Consider the following 18756-nt stretch of genomic DNA (forward strand, 5'->3'; position numbering starts at 1 on the left):
TTCAGGACTTGTCGCCGGCCGAACCCCTCGGGAAGGTCACCTCCACGCGCCGGTTCTTGCGGCGGCCCTGCTCCGAGGTGTTGTCGGCGATCGGGTAGTCCTCGCTGTAGCCCCGCACCTCGAACGTGATGTCCGTGTCCGACGAGCCGAGCGCGGCGGCCAGCCGGTCGTGGACCTGCTCCGCGCGGTTCTTGGACAGCGTCAGGCCGTGCGCGTACGAGCCGAGGCTGTCGGTGAAGCCGAAGACGCGGACGGTCGTCGCGTGCTGGGCCTTGATCTCGTCCGCGATCGCCTGGATACGGGACTGGGCGTCCGGGTTCAGCTTCGAGCTGTCCTTCGGGAAGAGGACCTCCGCCTGGAGCGCGAACGTCACGTCCGCGTTGGTGTCCTCCCTGCGCTCCTCGCCTCCCAGATCCTCCACGACCGACTTGATGTCCAGCACCTTGGCACCCGCGAGCGTGGCACCGTCGGCGAGCTTGAGCCCGGGGCTGTTGGCGTCGACGTCGGGGGGTGGGGAGGTGGTGACGCTGCCGGGCGGGGCGCTGGGGTCGTCGTCGGCGTGTGCGGGGCCCCCGGCAAAGACGAGGGTGGCCAGCACTGCCAGAGCCGTGAGGGTACGGGCGCTGCGAGGAGTGGCGGCCATGGCTACTCACCCTCGGCGAGGTCGACGGACGTCGGGGGCAGGGCGCCGACCTGGAAGCTGACCGTGTCCGTGCCGTCCGGCGGAGCGGGGAACTGCGCGAACCACGATGCCGTGTCCCCGGGCCTCAGCCGCGAGAACTTCGTGCAGAGGCACCGACCCGAGGTGTCCCGCAGTACGAGGTACTTCTTCTTGCCCTTCTCGTCGACAAGGCTCGCACCCGACAGAGAGCCGCCGTTGCTCGCCAACTCCGTCTCATTGCTCTGCCAGTCGGCGCCGAGCCAGGAACTGCTTCCGCCGTTGGTGACCTGCCCCGCCACCGTCACAAAGCCGCCCTGATCGCGCTGGGCGGAATTGATGGTGACGGTGATGTCGCCGTCCTTCGCCGTCGCCAGAACCTTGTCCGCGGAGGGCGACGACGACTCTTTGCTCCCGCCGTCGTCCTGGCTGGCGGTGGGCGACGAAGCGGGCGAACTCTCCTGCGACTTGTCGTCGTCGCCGCTTCCACCGCAGCCGGCCACCGTGAGGAGCAGCCCAGTCGTGATCGCCACCGCGGTCATTGCCCTGCGGCCCATCATGGCGTGCCGGAGATCCATCGGTACGGCTTCCTCTCACTCGGCCAGATGCACTGAGAACAGCACATTCGCGTCCGGCAGGTCATCCGGATTGAAATCTCCGGGGTCGATGTTCACGATCCGCCCGTCGCAGTCCAGCTCGACGGGCTTCGTGGGGTCCGAGTCCGGGGCGAAGTCGCAACGCGGTTGGATGACAGCCACGGCGTGCGCCTGTGCGTGCTTGCTCTCCGTGCCGGGAATGATCGAGTCGCCGACGGTGTAGTTGGTCCGGATGCCCACCCGGTAGCCGGGAAAGCCGTCCGAGACCGTGGGCTGTGCGCCACCCTCAACGGTCGAGTCGTTCTCGGAGGCCAACTGTTGAGCGGCTGCCGTGGCTCCGGCTCCCTGCGGTCCCTGGAGCCCCGTCAGCCAGTCCAGCCAGGTGTCGTCCTGGCCCACGGCGGCCTTAAGGCCGTCCATCAGTTCATCGCGGGCGTCCTGCGCGGCAGCCAACGCAGCAGCGTCCGCCGCGGTTTGAGCTCCATTGCGGGCGGACGCTGCTTGGGCGAAGGCAAAGAAGGCGAACGCGGCGAAGAGCAGAATCCCCGTCAGCCAGATGTAGATCGGGAGAGTCTGCCCTCGATCACCGCGGAGGAGGAGCGGGGTCAGCCGCCGCCGACCACTCGGTCCACCGCGTCGCCGATCGCACCGGAGATCAGGCCGTCGAGGCCCAACTGGTCGATCAACGTGAAGATCCCCGCGATGATGATCATCAATCCCGCGTACTCCACGAACCCCGCTCCCGCGTCCCGGTTCGTGTCCCGCATGCGGGAGATCACGGTTCGTGTCCACATGGCGAACCTGCTCATCGGCACTGCCCTCCCACCCGACGCGACTAACGACCCGTGCACCGTACGTGAGAAGGCCCTTACTCCGGGTGGGCCCAGGGGCCCAACTTCCGGGCCGGGGAGTCATCGGCCCCACCCCTCGTGGGCCGTGCCCAGCCAGTGGGCGATCGCTTCGCTGCGCGAAGAACTGTGCAGCTTCGCGAAGATGCGGTTGATGTGATTCTTGACGGTCTTCTCGGTGATGAAGCAGGTGGCGGCGATCTGGCGGTTGTTCATGCCGGCGGCGATGAGGTCCATCACCTCCACCTCCCTCGAACTCAGGCCGAAATCCGGATGGTTGGGGGCGCGGCGGTGAAGTCCCGCCACCACTGCGGGCCGAGCTTCCGACGACTGTCCCACAAACGGTTGCAGGTGCGAAGAGAATGGCTCTGGTTGGTAGGAAACTCCGAGTGAATCCGGGACAGCGGAGCGGCCGTCGCGGACGTCCCGTACGGCGGAGATCAGTTCGGCCGCCGTGAACTCGCCATGGACGAGATAGCCCGCCGCGCCCTTGCGTAGGGCCTCCGCCACCACCTCGGGTTCACGGCTGTAGGTGAGCATCATGACCGGGGCGATCCTGGTCAGTTCGGGCAGGGCCGTGAGGCCGTCGGTGCCGGGCATGCGGACGTCGAGGAGGACCACGTCGGGTGTGTGGCGCAGGGCGCAGGCCAGCGCCTCCTGGCCGTCACGGGCCGCCGCGACCACCACGGTGTCGGGGTGCGACTCCAGCAGCGCGGTCAGTCCGGCCCGGACGACGGGATTGTCGTCGGCCACGAGGACGCGCAGGGGCGGGCCGGGAAGTGCCTGGTCAGGCATGTGCGGCCTCCTCTTGGTTGGTGGGGGGAGCGAGGCGTGCGGCCTCGCGGAGGGGAACGGTGAGGCGGATCTCGGCGCCTCCCTGCGGGGCCCGGTCCAGCGCGAGCCGGCCCCCGACGCAGGCGGCCCGCTCCGTCATGCCGAGCAGGCCGAAATGGCCGGATCTCGTCCAGGTGGCGAGCAGGGCCGGGGTGGCGGCCTCCGGGAGGCCCGTTCCGTCGTCCTGCACGCGCACCGAGAACTCGTGCTCGGCGACGCCCACTTCGACGGCGGCCCGGGTCGCGCCGGCGTGACGGTGGGTGTTCTCCAGGGCCTCGGACACGATCGCGAGGACGTGGTGGGCCGCCGCGCAGGGCAGGACCGGGGCGCTGCCCCGGTGCCGTACGGAGACGGGGATACGGGTCCGGGTCTGGAAGTCGGCTGCCAGGGAACGTAGTTCGGGCAGGAGGTCGGTGTCCGGGGCCGTGAGGTCGGTGTGGCGGCGCAGGTCCGACAGGAGGGTGCGGGACTCGGTGGCGGCGCGCCGCGCGGCGCCGGCCACGACGGTCGCCTGACGTCGCAGTGCCTCCGGGTCCGCGGCGTCCGCGGAGCCGGCGAGGGCGTCGGCGGCGAGCGCGAGGCCGTGCAGGGTCTTGGCCACCGAGTCGTGCATCTCGCGTGCCAGGCGCGCCCGTTCCGACTCGACGGCCTCGGCGACGGCGAGCCTGCTGGTCGCCTCCGACAGCGCCTGGCTCGCGGTGCCGAAGCGGAACATCAGGTTGCGCAGGGTGACGCCGATGATGCCCGCGCCGACGCAGAAGCCCGCGATGAGCAGGGTGTTGGCGCCGGCTCCGGGCCGGTGTTCCCAGGCCCGGAACACCGTGAGGAGCACGATGAACTGGAGGCCGGTGAAGACGCCCGCGCCGCGCCAGCCGTAGAGGAGGCCGGAGAGGAGCGGGGTGCAGACCGTGGCGTAGGCGAGGGGGGAGGCCGGGGACGCGGTGAGGAGCAGGACCGCGCCGAAACCGAGGTCCAGCGCCATCAGACTCGGGTGGGCGAGGAGGCGGGGGCCGAAGCGGTCCCAGTCCCGGAGCATGGCGTAGGAGCCCATGACGCCGAGGACGGCCGCGGCGAGGACGGCGTAGCGCGCGAGGCCGTCCGTCGCGTTCGTCATCGCGAAGGGCGCGCCGACGGCGATGGCGGCGAGGCGGACGCCGAAGGCCTGGCGGCACAGCGCCTGGAGCGCGTTGAGCTGGAGGCGGATGCCGCCGGGTGCGGGGACGTCGTCGGCGAGGTAGCCGGTGCCCCGTGCGCGGCTTCGTCCGGTGCGGGGGAACGAGCCGCGCCCGAGCGGGCCGGCGGTCTTCGCGAGGCGGCGCAGGATGCCGTTCATCAGCGCCCCAGGATCGAGCCGAAGTTCGTTCCCGAGCCCAGGAACATGCCGGTGGCGATGAGGATCATCGTCGCGGGGAGCATGAAGACGAGGGTGACCATCGTCGCCTTGGGGATGGTCTTGGCGGCCCGGCGGCGGGCGTTCTGGGCGTCGGTGCGGCGCATGTCGGTGGCGAGCTGGATGAGGGTCTCGGCGATCGGTGAGCCGAGTTCCTCGCCCTGCTGGAGGGCCGAGACGAACTGGGCGACCTGCTCGGAGGAGTTGCGCCTGCGCAGCTCGTCGAAGGCCTGCCGGCGGCTGACGCCCATGTCCATCTGGCGCAGGGTGATGCGCAGTTCGTCGGCCCAGGGTCCCTCGTACTTCTCGGCGACCCGGTCGAGCGCCTGGCGGAAGCCGAGGCCGGCGGAGACGACGACCGCGAGGACGTCCAGGAAGTCGGGCAGGGTGCGGTCGATGACGTCCTTGCGTTCGCGGACCGCCTGCCAGATCAGGGCGTCGGCGGCGACCAGCCCGAAGGCCAGGGTGAGCACGGCGAACAGGAGCTGGCCGTTGGAGAGGAAGACCAGACCGAGGACGACGCCGAAGATGCCGTACACCGCGCGGCGGGCCGCGTAGCGGTTGAGCGTCAGGCCGCCGGGGTTGCCCGCCATGTCGATGCGGCGGCGCTTGGCGTCCACCCGGCGCGGGCCCATCAGGCGCAGCACGGTCGGCGCGAAGCGCATGCCGAGGCGGTCGACGGCCGAGTCGGCCGTGGAGACACGGGTGCCGCCGACCTCCAGGGCGAGCTGGAGGTCGCTGGGGAGCTTGGCGTCGGCGCGGATCATCCGGACGCCCAGGAGGACGCCGGCGACGGCCGCGCCCATCAGGACGGCGAGCAGCAGCGGCAGCATGGTGACCCCTCCCTCACACTTCGATCTTGCCGAGCCGGCGGATGACGAAGAAGCCCACGGTGTAGAGGCCGAGGGCCAGCAGGACGAGTCCCTGGCCGAGCGGGGAGCCGGTGACGCGGGCGAGGGCTCCCTCGTTCGAGGAGTTGATCAGGACCAGCGAGCCGATGCCGAGGAACGGGACGGTGAAGGCGGTCGCGTTGACCTCAGAGAGCATGGTGCGGACCTCGCGCCGGGTCTCCTTGCGGTCCTCCAGGGTCTGGGTGAGGTTGCGCAGGGAGTTGACCACGGAGCCGCCCGCCTTGTTGGCGAGGACGAGCGTGGTGACGAGGACGATCAGCTCGCGGGAGGGCAACCGCTCGGACAGCTCGCCGAGCGCGTCGTCGATGGTACGGCCCAGCATCAACTGGTCGGCGACGTGGGCGAGTTCCTCTCCGGCCGGGGCCTCCAGCTCCTCGGCCGCCATAGCGAGTGCCGTGCGCAGGGCGAGGCCTGCCGCGGTGGCGTTCGCCAGCAGGCGTGCCACGTCGGGGAGTTGGCTGATGAATGCCTCGATGCGCTTCTGGCGTTGCCAGTTGAGGAAGACGGCCGCGCTCCACACGCCGAGGACGGCGGCGATCGGGCCGAAGAAGGGGGCGAGGGAGGCGGCGGCGATCAGCCAGAGGGCGACGACGACGAGGGCGACGTAGGTGAAGAACTCCCCCGCCGTGAGGTCGAGTCCGGTGGCGGAGAGGCGGAGGTGGATCGCGCGGCCGAGCCGGGTGCGGCGCAGCCTGCGGTCGACACCCGCGAAGCGGCGTACCCGCCCGGCGGCGGTGCGCAGCGGGCCGCCGCCGGAGAGGCGGTCGACGAGCGCCTGGCGCTGGGCGCGGCCCGAGGCGTACGTGTGCACGCCGGCGACGGCGAGTGTGCCGCCGAGGACGGTCCCGCCGAGGGCGAGGAGGGCGGGGTCGTTCATGGCAGCCTCCCTTCGGAGGTGGGCGGGGTCATCCGATGGCCTGCCGGGTGGTGAGGACGTCGATGGCCTCGGTGACGCCGAAGGCGGGCGGCAGCGGCTCGTTGGCGACGTACAGCTTCTCGGCGACCGAGCGCGGCAGCGGGAGGTGCTCGAAGTGGCCCCGGACGACGCGGTCGGGGCCCACGGGGCGGGGCACGAACCGGGTGACGGGACTGACGCGGAACTGTTCGCGGCCGTGCGAGACGAGCAGGGCGATCTCGGTGACCTTGCGGGAGCCGTCGGCGTGACGGGAGAGCTGGACGACGACCTCGACGGCGGAGTTGATCTGGTCCTTCAGCGCCTCGAAGGGGATCTGCACCTCGGACATGGAGCCGAGGGTCTGCAGGCGCATCAGGGCGTCCTCGGCCGAGTTCGCGTGGACGGTGGCGAGCGAGCCGTCGTGGCCGGTCGACATGGCCTGGAGCATGTCGAGGGTCTCGCCGCCGCGGACCTCGCCGACGATGATGCGGTCGGGGCGCATGCGCAGGGAGTTGCGGACCAGGTCGCGGATGGTGATCTGGCCCTTGCCCTCCACGTTCGGGGGCCGCGATTCGAGGCGGATGACGTGTTCCTGCTGGAGCTGGAGTTCGGCGGAGTCCTCGATGGTGATGATGCGCTCGTGGGACGGGATCAGTCCGGAGAGCGCGTTCAGCAGGGTGGTCTTGCCGCTGCCGGTGCCGCCGCTGACGATGACGTTGAAGCGGGCCCGGACGAAGGCGGCGAGGAGCATGAGCATCTGCTCGTCGAGGGAGCCGAGGCCGATCAGTTCGGGGAGCGTGTAGGCGCGGGGGAAGCGGCGGATGGTGAGGGTGGGGCCGGTCAGGGCGAGCGGCGGGATGATGACGTTGACGCGCTCGCCGGTGGGCAGCCGGGCGTCCACCATCGGGTTGGACTCGTCGACGCGGCGGTTGACCGTCGAGACGATGCGTTCGATGGTCTGCATGAGCTGTTCGTTGGACGCGAAGCGCAGCGGCAGCTGTTCGACGCGGCCGGCCCGCTCGACGAAGATCGAGTCGGGGCCGTTGACCATGATCTCGGTGATCGAGGCGTCGGCGAGGAGCGGTTCGAGGACGCCGAGTCCGAGGGCCTCGTCGACGACCCGGCGGATCAGCTGGGAGCGTTCGGCGGAGGAGAGGACCGGGCCCTCGCGGCTGATGATGTGGCCGAGGACGCGTTCGAGGCGGACGCGGCGTTCGGCCGCGGCCAGGCTGGACATCTCCGCGAGGTCGATCTCCTCCAGGAGTTTCGCGCGGTAGACGGCGACGAGGTGTCCGTCCTCACGGGCGGGTCCCCCCTCGTCGGGGGTCGCGATGCGGGAACGCAGGCTCATGGTGTCGGCTCCTCCCGGTCAGTCGTCGGTGGGCATGGTGGCCGTGCGGGACAGGTCGTAGCCGCCGAACAGCGGGATGAGGCCGGGGACGTGGACCGTGACCGTCGCGGTGGTGAGGTCGGCCCCCTGGGCGGGTGCCACCTGAGGGTCGAGCCAGCCGCTGACGGCGGCCTGTCCGGCCGCGGCGCCGTCGCCGCCCTGGGAGGCGACGCGCGCTGCGGCCCGCGCCCCGGAGCCGGCCTGGTTGGCGCCGTACCCGATGAGACCGAGCTGGATCGTCGCCATGCCGATGAGCAGCAGGATGGGCAGGAATCCGGTGAACTCCAGGATGGAGACGCCCCGGTCGTCACGGAGGCGGCGGGTGCGCCGGCCGTGGCCGGGGGTCGGGGCCACGCTCACGGCGGGGGTCCGACGGGTGGCGCGGGACGCCGGGGCGGCGGTCCTGTCCTGGCACGCTGCGGCGCCGCGGGGGCCCCGCCCGGAGCGGCGGGCGCCCGCCGCGCGGCCGATCCCGGCTCGGCGTCGGCCGGTACCGCGCGGCGCGCGGGCCGTGCCCGGACCGCCCGGCGCGCACTGCCCGCTTCGGAGTCCGGGGCGGAGGTCGAGCCGGATCCGTGGTCGTCGTCGCAGGAACGTCCTCATCCGTCGTCCCCTTCCAGTGCCGCGCCCGCCGTGCCCTTCACGTGGAAGCCCGCGTCGAAGCCGGGGAAGAACAGCGGCACGTCGACCTCGACGGTGGCCTTCATGACCGGGCCGGCCGGGGCGCAGCCGATGCCCGCGCCCTGCCAGGCGCCCGGGAGGTGCCTGCTGCCCGCCGCAGCGCAGGCGCCGCCGACGTCGCCGTTCACCGCGTACGCGGCGGTCGCGGCCCGTGCCGCCTCGTCGGCGGCGTTCCCGGCGAGGGAGTACGAGTAGCCGTACAGCACGCACTGCCACAGGATCGTCATGACGACGAGCAGCAGCGGGAACATGCCCGCGAACTCGAGGGTGACGGCTCCCCGGTCGCCGCCCCGGCGGCGCAGGCTGAGCGCGCCCCGGTCGGCCACCGGTGCCTTGCGCCGCCGGCCGCCGGCCCCGCCCTCCTGGGGGACCACGAGGCCCAGTTCGCCCGCCAGCGCCCACAGGGCCTGCTTGACGGTCGAGCGGGCGTCCAGGTCCTGGAGCCGGCCCGCGTCGACGACGGCCTGGAGTTCCTTGAAGGCGGCGGGGACGCAGGCGCGGGCGACCTTGGTGCCGGTGACGCGTTCGACGAGGGACGGCTGGATCTCCGTACCGCGGGCGAAGCGGTTGACGACCGTGGTGGTCTCCTCCGCCTTGCGGATCTGGAGGCGGTCCCACATACGGACCATCCGCTTGGCCGCACGCACGGCGACGACGTCGGGGGTGACCAGGAGCAGCGCCACGTCGGCCAGTTCGACGGCGGCGGCGGTGGCCGAGTTCATCTGGGAGCCGCAGTCGACGACCACCACGTCGTGCCGGGAGCGCAGGGCGCCGAGGACCTGGCGGGTCACCCGGTCGGTGACCTCCTCGCCGCGTTCGCCCTCGGCGGGGGCGAGCAGCAGGGCGACGCCGCTGTCGTGGGTGTAGACGGCGTCCTGGAGGACGCGCGGGTTGATGTCGGTGATGGCGGCGAGGTCGGCCACGGATCGGCGGAACTGCACGTCGAGGTAGGACGCCACGTCGCCGGACTGGAGGTCCAGGTCGAGCAGCGCGACGTCGCGTCCGGACGCCTGTGCCGCGAGGGCGAGTTGGACGGCGGTGACGGTCGCGCCGACGCCGCCCTTGGCGCCGGTCACGGTGACGACGGTGCCGCCGGGGCCCGTGTACAGGGCGGGTGCGCCGCTGTGCAGGTGGCGGCGCATGCCGGCGGACCAGGAGGCGGCGGCCTGGACGCGTTCGGCGAGGGCGTCGTAGCCGAGGGGCAGGCCGATGATGCCGCGGGCGCCGGAGTCCATGGCGGCGGTCAGGACACCGGTGCTGGTGTCGGCGGTGATGAGGACGACTCCGACGGCGGGGAAGCGCATCACCAGGTCGCGGATCAGGTCCAACGCCGGTACGGGCCCGATGCGTTCGTGGACGAGGACCACTTCGGGCAGTTCGTCCAGCGACTCGGCGGCCAGCCGGGCCAGCGTGTCGAGGAGGGCCGTGGAGTCGGGTACCGGCGGGGCGGGCTCGGCGTCGGCGAGCTGGCTCAGCAGGGTGGTGAGGGCGCGGGCCGAGTCGATGTCGCCGACGGCGGAGAGGATGCGGACGGTCATCGGCCCAGCTCCTCGTCGACGTGCCGCGCTCCGGGCCGCGGGGCCTGTGCGGCGCGCGTCCGCGGCGCCGGCCGCGGGCCGTGGTCCGTACGCGTGGGCCTCGGGCGGGGACTCCGGCAGCGCCCCGTGGGCATGGAACTCATGCGCGGCCTCCTACTTGTCCTCGTCGAGGGTGTACGTACGGTCGCCCGGCGCGACGGCCGCGTCGGAGCCTCCCGCGACCAGGGCGAGCCGGACGTGTTCGGCGAACGACTCGGCGTAGGCGACGCGTTGGGCGTCCGCGGTGCCGAGCGCGAAGGTGATGGGGACGGCCTGGTTGGCGTTGTTGCGCCGGTCGGAGCTGGACTGGCCGGGGTCGAGCGCGGTGAGTTTGCCGACGTCGATGACGCGGGCGTTCTCGACGATCACCTTGGACTGGTCGACGCCCTTGTCGTTCTCGGCCTTGAAGGTGGCGTAGATGTTGACCCGCGAACCGGGGTTGATCTTGCCCGCGACGCCGGTCGCCGCGTCGATCATGATGGCGATCTCCTGCTGCCCGGCGGCCAGTCGGGGCCGTTCGACGATCATGTCGGCCTGGAGCAGGGAGCCCTTCTCCAGCTGGGTGACGGCGATCTTGCCGCGGATCTGCGAGAGGCTGGTGACGGCGGTGGACGACAGCCAGCGCTCCGGCATCGAGATCTTCTCGAACTGGTCGGCCGTCAGCTCCTTGTAGGGCGCGATGTCGTCCTTCAGGCGGTACGCCGTGACCTCCGGGCCGACCTTGGAGTTCACGTCGCGGATCACCGAGAGGACTCCGGCGAAGGCGCCGAGGGCGCACAGGACCGAGAGGACCAGCAGGATGACGCCGCGGCGCTGGCGCGAGTTCACTGAATCTCACCTCGTGGAGCGGGACCGGGGACGGGACCGAGCTGTCTGTTCTGCCAAGGTGCCGGGGGGTGTGCCCCGGGGTGGTACAGCATGCTCCGGACAACCTCGATCTGCGGGGGACGGCGGGGTCGTGCGGTGGTGCCTGGTGCTGTTCTGATGTGCCCGGTGGTGCGGAGGGGCCTAGGTGACGCCCCGGGGAAGGGCGCGCACCGAGGAGGCTGCCCGCACGACGGTGGCCGGAAGCTCCTGTGCGGAGGGCGGTGGCAGGGGCGCGGCACAGAACCCGCAGCGGTCACCGATGAGTTCGAGGCCGCACCAGTGGCACTGCTCGCGCCGGACGGACGAGACGAGCTGGTGGAGCACGGAGACGTCGTGCAGTCCGGCGGCGAACTCGACGAGGCGCGACGTCCCCCACCAGCGGGCGGATTCGGCGGGCAGCGGGACGGTCGCGGCGCCCTGGACACGCCAGGCGGGGGCGAGGGTCTCGGTGACCCAGTCGGAGGGCGCCTGCCCCGCCGCCGAGAGCAGCCGGGTTCCGAACTCCGGTCTGGGCAGATCCTGTTGGCCGACCCGGACGATCTCGGGACGCGGGTTGGCAAGGACCGCGAACTGGGCTCCCGGCACCCACGACTTGGCGTGCGAACCGAGGGTGACCGGAACGCGGTCGAGCTTGGCGACCGAACCGAGCAGGGCGCCCGCGTAGATGTAGTGCGCGAGCAGTCGGGCGGCGGAGGCCAGCACGCCGGGACTGAAGTCGCACACGGACAGCTGGCGCAACTGCTGGGCGAGCAGGGCGATTCCGAGCGGCGGGAGGTCGAGCCCGAGGAGCGCGATGCGGTCGCTCTCCAGGACCGAGCGGACCGTGCGCAGCCGCTGGGTGACGGCGCCCTCGGCGGAGGACGGGTACAGCGCGATGACGTATCCGTGCTGCTCGATGAGGGCGTGCATCCCGGTGAGGGAGTCCTCCAGGGTGTCCAGGGGCTGGACGACCGCGGGCGGGGTCTGCCGGTCGTGCGGTGGGAGCACCAGGTCGGGACTGGTGACGGCTATCGCGGTCGGCACGCTGCACACACCCCGTTCGCTGGGGCGGGGTGGTCAACCACCGCCTCAGATCGCCCCTTTTATCGCCATGGAGCATCACGGACGACCTCGAACGGCCTCAGATCGTCACGGTGACGTCCTCTTGCATCAGCACCATATCCACGGCATGGCCCGCTCAACACCGAATCAGCGAGATCATCTCACCGAAGGTGCGGGAGTGATCAACGGAGAGTAAGACGCGCGTGGGGCAACTCAACTGCCTGACAGGGGTGTTGGGCGCTCCAGAGGTCTTGACAACCGGATTGGTCTGGACCAACTTGTATCCACCGGCGGTGGCCACCGTTCCGATCCCCCTCCCCCACCTCTCCCCCGGAGGACCCAGTGGACCGCGTCACCAGAATGCCCAGGCGGAGATGGGCGGGAACCCTCGCCGCCGCCGTCACCGCGTCCGTCCTGTCCCTCACCGGTCTGGCCGGCCAGGCCCAGGCCGCGGACGTCAACAACGCCAAGAACGGCGGTTACGAGTCCGGCCTGAGCAACTGGACGTGCTCTGCGGGCAGCGGCGCGACCGTCTCCTCGCCCGTGCACGGCGGCTCTGCCGCGCTGAAGGCCACGCCCGCGGGCCAGGACAACGCGCAGTGCACGCAGTCCGTCGCCGTCAAGCCCAACTCGACCTACACGCTGAGCGCGTGGGTGCAGGGCGGCTACTCCTACCTGGGCGCGACGGGCACGGGCACCACGGACGTGTCGACGTGGACCCCGGACTCCTCGTCCTGGACGCAGCTGAAGACCACCTTCACCACGGGCGCCTCGACCACGTCGGTGACGGTCTACACGCACGGCTGGTACGGGCAGGCCGCCTACTTCGCGGACGACCTCTCGGTCCTCGGCCCCGACGGCGGCGGTGGCGGTGACCCGGCTCCCACGGTTCCGGCGGCCCCCGGCGGCCTGGGCGTGTCCTCCACGACCTCCTCGTCCGTCTCCCTCGCCTGGAACACGGTGTCGGGCGCGACCGGCTACAACGTGTACCGGAGCGGCTCCAAGGTCCAGTCGGTGACGGGGACCTCCGCGACCGTCTCCGGGCTCGCCGCGTCGACGGCTTACTCGTTCCAGGTCACGGCCACCAACGCGGCCGGTGAGTCGGTGAAGTCGTCGGCGGTCACCGGGACGACCACCGCGTCCTCGGGCGGCGGTGGCGGGGGCAGCGTGCCCGCGCACGCCGTGACCGGCTACTGGCAGAACTTCAACAACGGCGCGACCGTCCAGAAGATCTCCGCCGTGCAGTCGCAGTACGACATCATCGCGGTCGCCTTCGCGGACGCTACGACCACGCCCGGCGCGGTGAGCTTCACCCTCGACTCGGCCGGCCTCGGCGGCTACACCGTCGACCAGTTCAAGGCCGACATCAAGGCCAAGCAGGCGGCGGGCAAGAAGGTCATCATCTCCATCGGCGGCCAGAACGGCACGATCTCGGTGAGTGACTCCGCGTCGGCCACCAACTTCGCCAACTCGGTCTACTCCCTGATGCAGACGTACGGCTTCGACGGCGTCGACATCGACCTGGAGAACGGCCTCAACGCCACCTACATGTCCCAGGCGCTGCGGTCGCTGTCCGCGAAGGCCGGCTCGTCCCTGGTCATCACGATGGCCCCGCAGACCATCGACATGCAGTCCACGTCGAACGGCTACTTCCAGACCGCCCTGAACATCAAGGACATCCTGACCGTCGTCAACATGCAGTACTACAACAGCGGTTCGATGCTCGGCTGCGACGGCAAGGTGTACTCGCAGGGCTCGGTCGACTTCCTGACGGCGCTCGCCTGCATCCAGCTCGAAGGCGGCCTTGCCCCCTCGCAGGTCGGCCTCGGCCTCCCCGCCTCCACCAGCGGCGCCGGCAGCGGTTACGTCTCCCCGACCATCGTGAACAACGCCCTCGACTGCCTGGCCAAGGGCACCAACTGCGGTTCTTTCAAGCCCTCCAAGACCTACCCGGGCCTGCGCGGCGCGATGACCTGGTCCACCAACTGGGACGCGTCGGCGGGCAACGCCTGGTCCAACGCGGTCGGCCCCCACGTCCACGCGATGTAACCCCGCCCCCACCGCCCGACACCCCTGACGCACCGCCCTTCCCCTTCACCCCGCTCCCCGCTTCCGTGGGGGGCGGGGTGAAACATTTCCGGGGCCCGGCGCATCGAGTAGGTGACGGCGTCGAGTTCACAGTCACCCGGGGGAGTCGGATGAGAAAGGATCAGGTGGACGCGTACGCGGAGTTCGCCGGTGCCCGGGCCGGACATCTGTACCGGTCCGCCTGTCTGCTGACCGGTGGGGACATCCACCTGGCCGAGGACCTCGTGCAGGAGGCGCTCGGACGGATGTACGTCAACTGGGGGCGGGTGTCACGCAGCGACAACCCGGCGGCGTACGCGCAGACCGTGCTGACCCGTACGTTCCTCGCGCACCGGCGGCTGCGCAGCAGTTCGGAACGCGCGACGGACGTGTTCCCCGACCTTCCCGACCCGGCCGGCGGTGGCGACACACCGCTGCGGCTCACCCTCGTCGAGGCGTTGCGCCGGCTGCCCCCGAAGGACCGGGCGGTGGTCGTCCTGCGCTACTGGGAGGACCGCAGCGTCGAGGAGACGGCCGAGGTGATGCGCACCAGCTCCGCCGCCGTCCGCACCCGCAGCGTCCGGGCGCTGGCCCGGCTCCGCACCGTCCTGGGCGGCAGCCTCAGCGAACACGCGGCTCCCTGAGCGGACCACCCCTCACCGCCCGCCTTCCCTCCTGGCTCTTCACCTCGTCGGCTCCTCACCTCCTCGCTTCCTCACCTTCACCGGAAAGGCTGGTTCCCCATGCCCACCGACGACCTTCCCGTCGACGACCTCCTCGAGGAGCGGCTCGGCAACGCCCTGCACCGGGCCGGCAACGGATTCGACCCCGACCGGCGGTCACTGGCCGCGAAAGGCGAGGCGCGGGGACGCCGCCTTCGGTCACGCCGCCGGATCGCGCTGACCGGGAGCGTCGCCGGGATCGCCCTCGTCGGGGTCGGCGGCGCACTGCTGATGCCCCGCACGGACGAGGGACGGGCCCCGGCGGCCACGAGCACCTCGAAGATCCGGACGGAGAAGCACGGCCGGGGGATGTCGGCCGCCGACATGATCCGCGCCCTCGAAAAGACGCTCCCCAAGGGCACGTTCAGCGATGAGGCGGGCCGCCCGAGCGATGATCCGCTGGGCCCGTACGCGTACGCCGTCCACGACGACGGGCACGGCAAGGCGGCCGTCTCGGTCGCGGTGAACCTGGTGGACCCCGCGAGCCCGCAGGCCGTGGAGGCGGTCACCTGCCCGGACCGGAGCTCCGCGGGCTACGACGCGTGCCACACCAGCACGCTGGGGGACGGCTCACGCCTGATGATCTTCCGGGGCTACGAGTACCCGGACCGGCGCGCCGACACGAAGTACTGGTACGCCCAACTCCTCACCCCGACGGGCCGGCAGGTCAACGTCTCCGAGTGGAACGCCGCCGCCGAGAAGGGGAGCCCCGTCACCCGGCCCGAACCGCCGCTCTCTCCGGCCGGGTTGAAGCGCGTGGCGACGGCCGCGGTGTGGCGCAAGGCGGCCGAGGGGCTGCCGAAGCCGCGCGACACGAGCGACCCGACGACGACGTGGCGCACCCCTGCCGACGGGGAGGCCGTCCTCGACACACTGGTCTCGCTGCTGCCCGCGGACGTCACCGTGGCGTCGCGGGGAGACGACGACCAGGAGTACGCGTGGGTGATCGTCGACGACGGCGAGGGCCGCAGCCTCGTGCAGATCAACGTGCAGCCGAACATGGGTGACGTGGAGGGCCAGTTGTTCGGCGGCGCGGAGACCCTGCCCGACGGCACGGAGGTCGTCACGAAGAAGGCCCCCGGCGAGAAGGGCGGCTCCGGCGTCGAGATGTGGACGGCCGACACGATCCGGCCGGACGGCCTGCGCGTGGTGGTCTCCGCGTTCAACGCCGACCGGCAGGACGCGGCGGCGACCCGCCCGGCCCCCGCCCTGACCCTGTCCGAGCTCAGGGCGATCGCGACCAGCGCGAAGTGGCGGAGCCTCTCGTAGCGGCTCCGCTAGAGGAAATCCGCCCACGGCTGGTCCCAGACCTGCTTGACGCACAGGACCAGGAACAGCACGCCCGCGAGCACGAGCATGGCGTTGCTCAGCGGCCCGTTGCGCCACTCACGCGGCGTGCGGGCCGAGTTGAGTAGGCGGAGCAGGGTCAGCGCGAGGAAGGGCAGGAAGGCCGCGCCCAGCACCCCGTACAGGATCACCAGGCGGAACGGCTGGCCCTGGAAGAGGAGGACGATGGGCGGGAAGGTCAGCCACAGGAGGTACCCGCGGAACGCCCAGGACCGGTCGTGCCGGCCCGCCGCGACCTCCTCGCCCCCTTCCCGGCCGCCGGCGCGGTAGTGGGCGACGAAGTCCGCGAACATCAGGCTCACGCCGTGCCACACCCCGATCAGCGAGGTGAACGAGGTGGCGAAGAACCCGATGAGGAAGAACTTCGCGGTCGCCGTGCCGTACTCGGCCGCCAGGATGTCGCCGAGCTGGATCAGCCCCTTGTCGCCGCTCGCGATGGCCACCTGGGAGGAGTGGAGCATCTCCGCGCCGACGAAGAGCATCGCGATCACGAAGATGCCGGTGGTGGCGTAGGCGACCCGGTTGTCGAGCCGCATGACCTTCATCCAGCCGGTGTCGGTCCAGCCCTTGGCGTTGACCCAGTAGCCGTAGGCGGCCAGCGTGATGGTGCCGCCGACACCGCCGATCAGGCCGAGGGTGTTGAGGACGGAGTCCTTCTCGTCGGGCAGGACGGGGAGCAGGCCCGCGAAGGCCTGCGGCAGGTTCGGCGTGACCCGGATCGCCAGGTACACCGTCACCACGAACATGACGCCCACCAGGACGGTCATGACCTTCTCGAACACCGCGTACCTGTTGAACCAGACGAAGACGAGGCCGACCAGCCCGCAGGCGACGCCCCACCACTGGAGGTCCATGACCTCGGGGAACAGGGCCTGGAGGGGCAGCGCGCTCGACGACATCGCGGCGGCGCCGTAGACGAAGCCCCAGACGACCACGTAGACGACGAAGAAGTACGTGGTCCAGCGGCCGAGGCTCGCCCAGCCGTCGAAGAGGGTGCGGCCGGTGGCAAGGTGCCAGCGGCCCGCCGCCTCCGCCAGCGAGATCTTGACCAGGCAGCCGATGACAGCGGCCCACAGCAGGGTGTAGCCGAAGCTGCTGCCCGCGATCAGCGTCGCGACGAGGTCTCCCGCCCCGACGCCCGTCGCCGCGACGACGATGCCGGGCCCGATGTACCTCCAACTGGATTTACGGGGGCGGGAGACGGCCGGGCCGGTCTCCCCTGGCGCTGACGTGCCGGTGGTCTCCGTCATGCGGTTCAAGAAAGCGCAAAGACGGGGGCGGGCACAAGGGCGCGTAGGCCGATCGCCACGCGATGTGCACAGCGTGGTACCAGAGCCCGCACCTCGGGCGGGGCGCCCGGATCGCCCTCGGGCCTGCCCTCGCCCGCGGCCGGTTCCGGTCACCCGTCCATGGGTGTCTCTTGACCTGCTCATGCCATAGCCGCACGATGAGCCCCACATCCGCACCGGCACGTCGCCATGAACCACCCCCCGCTCCACTCCACCATTCCGGAGAGACACCGGAATTCCAGGAGAATCCAGGAGATTTCATGCGACTTCGCACACGCGGCCGCGGCAGCCCCCACGGCGCGCGAAGAGGTGTGCGGCGCACCGCCGCACTCGCCGTCCTCGCGGCCCTCGCCCTCGCGGCCCCCCTCACCGCCACCGCCACCGACGCCACCGCGGGCGGCGCGCGGACCCCCGCGTCCTCACCCGACGACATCCGCCAGTACGAGATCCACCAGGCCTCGACCCCGGTGTCCCGTACGGCGATCCAGCGCTCCGGCGTCACCGTGGACGAATCCGACGAGGAGACCGTCGTCGTCTCGGGCCGCGCCGACCAGATCACCGCGCTGCGCCGCCAGGGATACACCGTCTCCCCGCTCGGCGCGGCACCCGACCGCGCCGCGGGAACCGGCGGCACCCGCCTCTTCGACTTCCCGACGGCCGACGCGAAGTACCACAACTACGCCGAAGCGAACGCCGAGATCGACCAGCGGCTCGCGGCCTACCCGAACATCATGAGCAAGCGGGTGATCGGCAAGTCCTATCAGGGCCGCGACATCATCGCCGTCAAGGTCAGCGACAACGTCGGCACGGACGAGAACGAGCCCGAGGTCCTCCTCACCTTCCACCAGCACGCCCGCGAGCACCTCACGGTGGAGATGGCCCTGTATCTGCTGCGCGAACTCGGGGCCGGCTACGGCGGCGACGCGCGGGTGACGAACATGGTGAACAACCGCGAGATCTGGATCGTCCCGGACCTCAACCCGGACGGCGGCGAGTACGACATCGCGACCGGCTCCTACCGCTCGTGGCGCAAGAACCGCCAGCCCAACGCCGGTTCCTCGTACGTCGGTACGGACCTGAACCGCAACTGGAACTACAAGTGGGGCTGCTGCGGCGGCTCTTCGGGCTCCAAGTCCTCCGAGACCTACCGGGGCGCGTCCGCCGAGTCGGCGCCCGAGGTGAAGGTCGTCGCCGACTTCGTCCGCGGCCGGGTCGTCGGCGGCAAGCAGCAGATCACCGCCGGGATCGACTTCCACACGTACAGCGAACTGGTGCTGTGGCCGTTCGGGTACACCTACTCGGACACCGCGACCGGTATGACGGCGGACGACCAGAACGCCTTCAGGACCGTCGGACAGAAGCTGGCCGCGAGCAACGGCTACACGGCCGAGCAGTCCAGTGACCTGTACATCACGGACGGCTCGATCGACGACTACCTGTGGGGCACCCAGAAGATCTTCGACTACACCTTCGAGATGTATCCGACGTCCAGCTCGGGCGGCGGCTTCTACCCGCCCGACGAGGTCATCGAGCGCGAGACCTCCCGCAACCGGGACGCGGTGCTCCAACTCCTGGAGAACGCCGACTGCATGTACCGGTCGATCGGCAAGGCGGCGCAGTACTGCGCCTAGGGCACGGACCGG

At 71.1% G+C, this 18756-nt stretch carries 18 protein-coding genes; 4 read left to right on the forward strand and 14 right to left on the reverse strand.

Annotation, left to right across the window (positions count from 1 at the left end):
• Position 1: 1 nt before the first annotated feature.
• The 13 genes from ABZT74_RS23155 to ABZT74_RS23215 form a co-directional block, all read right to left on the reverse strand.
• Positions 2 to 643: an OmpA family protein gene (locus ABZT74_RS23155; protein ID WP_356437702.1), complete on the reverse strand. Its 642-nt coding sequence runs from the start codon at positions 641 to 643 to the stop codon at positions 2 to 4.
• A gap of 2 nt (positions 644 to 645) precedes the next feature.
• On the reverse strand, positions 646 to 1236 hold the full coding sequence (locus ABZT74_RS23160; RefSeq protein WP_356437705.1) for a hypothetical protein: 591 nt from the start codon (positions 1234 to 1236) through the stop codon (positions 646 to 648).
• Between the two features lie 15 nt (positions 1237 to 1251).
• Positions 1252 to 1863: a pilus assembly protein TadG-related protein gene (locus ABZT74_RS23165; protein ID WP_356437849.1), complete on the reverse strand. Its 612-nt coding sequence runs from the start codon at positions 1861 to 1863 to the stop codon at positions 1252 to 1254.
• Positions 1860 to 2063 carry a hypothetical protein gene (locus ABZT74_RS23170; RefSeq protein ID WP_356437708.1) on the reverse strand — a complete coding sequence of 68 codons (204 nt, stop codon included), beginning with the start codon at positions 2061 to 2063 and terminating at the stop codon, positions 1860 to 1862. The genes ABZT74_RS23165 and ABZT74_RS23170 overlap by 4 nt, the downstream gene beginning before the upstream one ends.
• A gap of 102 nt (positions 2064 to 2165) precedes the next feature.
• A complete protein-coding gene (locus ABZT74_RS23175) occupies positions 2166 to 2897 on the reverse strand; it encodes a response regulator transcription factor (protein WP_356437711.1) in 732 nt (243 codons plus the stop codon).
• Positions 2890 to 4269, reverse strand: coding sequence for a histidine kinase (locus ABZT74_RS23180; protein ID WP_356166309.1), 1380 nt, complete (start codon positions 4267 to 4269; stop codon positions 2890 to 2892). Before ABZT74_RS23180 ends, ABZT74_RS23175 begins: the two co-directional genes overlap by 8 nt.
• Positions 4269 to 5159 (reverse strand): DUF5936 domain-containing protein, encoded by an 891-nt coding sequence (locus tag ABZT74_RS23185; RefSeq protein WP_081219137.1) that lies wholly within the window; start codon positions 5157 to 5159, stop codon positions 4269 to 4271. Before ABZT74_RS23185 ends, ABZT74_RS23180 begins: the two co-directional genes overlap by 1 nt.
• Before the next feature lie 13 nt (positions 5160 to 5172).
• Positions 5173 to 6114, reverse strand: a complete 942-nt coding sequence (locus ABZT74_RS23190) for a type II secretion system F family protein (protein WP_356166312.1) — start codon at positions 6112 to 6114, stop codon at positions 5173 to 5175.
• Between the two features lie 28 nt (positions 6115 to 6142).
• A complete protein-coding gene (locus tag ABZT74_RS23195; RefSeq protein WP_356437714.1) occupies positions 6143 to 7483 on the reverse strand; it encodes a CpaF family protein in 1341 nt (446 codons plus the stop codon).
• Positions 7484 to 7501: 18 nt separating this feature from the next.
• Positions 7502 to 7882 carry a TadE/TadG family type IV pilus assembly protein gene (locus ABZT74_RS23200; RefSeq protein WP_356437717.1) on the reverse strand — a complete coding sequence of 127 codons (381 nt, stop codon included), beginning with the start codon at positions 7880 to 7882 and terminating at the stop codon, positions 7502 to 7504.
• A gap of 239 nt (positions 7883 to 8121) precedes the next feature.
• Positions 8122 to 9741 (reverse strand): AAA family ATPase, encoded by a 1620-nt coding sequence (locus tag ABZT74_RS23205; RefSeq protein WP_356437720.1) that lies wholly within the window; start codon positions 9739 to 9741, stop codon positions 8122 to 8124.
• A 153-nt stretch (positions 9742 to 9894) separates the two neighbouring features.
• Positions 9895 to 10608 carry a Flp pilus assembly protein CpaB gene (gene cpaB / locus ABZT74_RS23210; protein WP_081219132.1) on the reverse strand — a complete coding sequence of 238 codons (714 nt, stop codon included), beginning with the start codon at positions 10606 to 10608 and terminating at the stop codon, positions 9895 to 9897.
• Between the two features lie 180 nt (positions 10609 to 10788).
• Positions 10789 to 11670, reverse strand: coding sequence for a hypothetical protein (locus ABZT74_RS23215; protein ID WP_356437723.1), 882 nt, complete (start codon positions 11668 to 11670; stop codon positions 10789 to 10791).
• Positions 11671 to 12048: 378 nt separating this feature from the next.
• Between ABZT74_RS23215 and ABZT74_RS23220 the strand changes: the two genes are divergently transcribed.
• The 3 genes from ABZT74_RS23220 (at position 12049) to ABZT74_RS23230 (ending at position 15746) form a co-directional block, all read left to right on the forward strand.
• Positions 12049 to 13737, forward strand: a complete 1689-nt coding sequence (locus ABZT74_RS23220; RefSeq protein ID WP_356437726.1) for a glycoside hydrolase family 18 protein — start codon at positions 12049 to 12051, stop codon at positions 13735 to 13737.
• A gap of 149 nt (positions 13738 to 13886) precedes the next feature.
• Positions 13887 to 14399, forward strand: a complete 513-nt coding sequence (locus ABZT74_RS23225; RefSeq protein ID WP_356437729.1) for a SigE family RNA polymerase sigma factor — start codon at positions 13887 to 13889, stop codon at positions 14397 to 14399.
• Positions 14400 to 14498: 99 nt separating this feature from the next.
• Positions 14499 to 15746 (forward strand): hypothetical protein, encoded by a 1248-nt coding sequence (locus tag ABZT74_RS23230; RefSeq protein WP_356437732.1) that lies wholly within the window; start codon positions 14499 to 14501, stop codon positions 15744 to 15746.
• Between the two features lie 8 nt (positions 15747 to 15754).
• Here ABZT74_RS23230 and ABZT74_RS23235 read toward each other — a convergent pair whose 3' ends face one another.
• Positions 15755 to 17074 carry an Nramp family divalent metal transporter gene (locus tag ABZT74_RS23235; RefSeq protein WP_356437735.1) on the reverse strand — a complete coding sequence of 440 codons (1320 nt, stop codon included), beginning with the start codon at positions 17072 to 17074 and terminating at the stop codon, positions 15755 to 15757.
• A 299-nt stretch (positions 17075 to 17373) separates the two neighbouring features.
• Here ABZT74_RS23235 and ABZT74_RS23240 point away from each other — a divergent pair, with 299 nt between their 5' ends.
• Positions 17374 to 18744 carry a M14 family metallopeptidase gene (locus tag ABZT74_RS23240; protein WP_356437738.1) on the forward strand — a complete coding sequence of 457 codons (1371 nt, stop codon included), beginning with the start codon at positions 17374 to 17376 and terminating at the stop codon, positions 18742 to 18744.
• Positions 18745 to 18756 lie beyond the last annotated feature (12 nt).

The sequence above is a fragment of the Streptomyces sp. NPDC005302 genome (assembly GCF_040607345.1).
In the GTDB taxonomy this organism is placed as follows: domain Bacteria; phylum Actinomycetota; class Actinomycetes; order Streptomycetales; family Streptomycetaceae; genus Streptomyces.